At 64.3% G+C, this 235-nt stretch carries 1 pseudogene; it reads left to right on the top strand.

Annotated elements, in window-relative coordinates:
• Positions 1-235: pseudogene (locus ACCC94_RS30520) on the top strand (U32 family peptidase); the annotation flags it as partial.

Here is a 235-nt window from a genome sequence, read left to right as displayed (position 1 = left end):
CCGCGAGCTGTCGCTGGAAGAAATCGGCGAAATCCGTTTTCGCGTGCCGGGCATGGAGCTGTAAGTCTTCGTCCACGGCGCGCTGTGCATGGCCTACTCCGGGCGTTGCCTGCTGTCGGGCTACATAAACCGCCGCGACCCCAACCAGGGCACCTGCACCAACGCCTGCCGCTGGGAATACCAGAACCACGCCGCCCATGAAGACGAACTGGGCCACGCGGTGCGCAACGTCGAA

The organism is Pseudomonas sp. Pseusp97 (assembly GCF_047304025.1).
Classification (GTDB): domain Bacteria; phylum Pseudomonadota; class Gammaproteobacteria; order Pseudomonadales; family Pseudomonadaceae; genus Pseudomonas.
The sequence above is the reverse complement of the archived record's forward strand: the minus strand, read 5'-3'. Positions and strand labels throughout refer to the sequence as shown.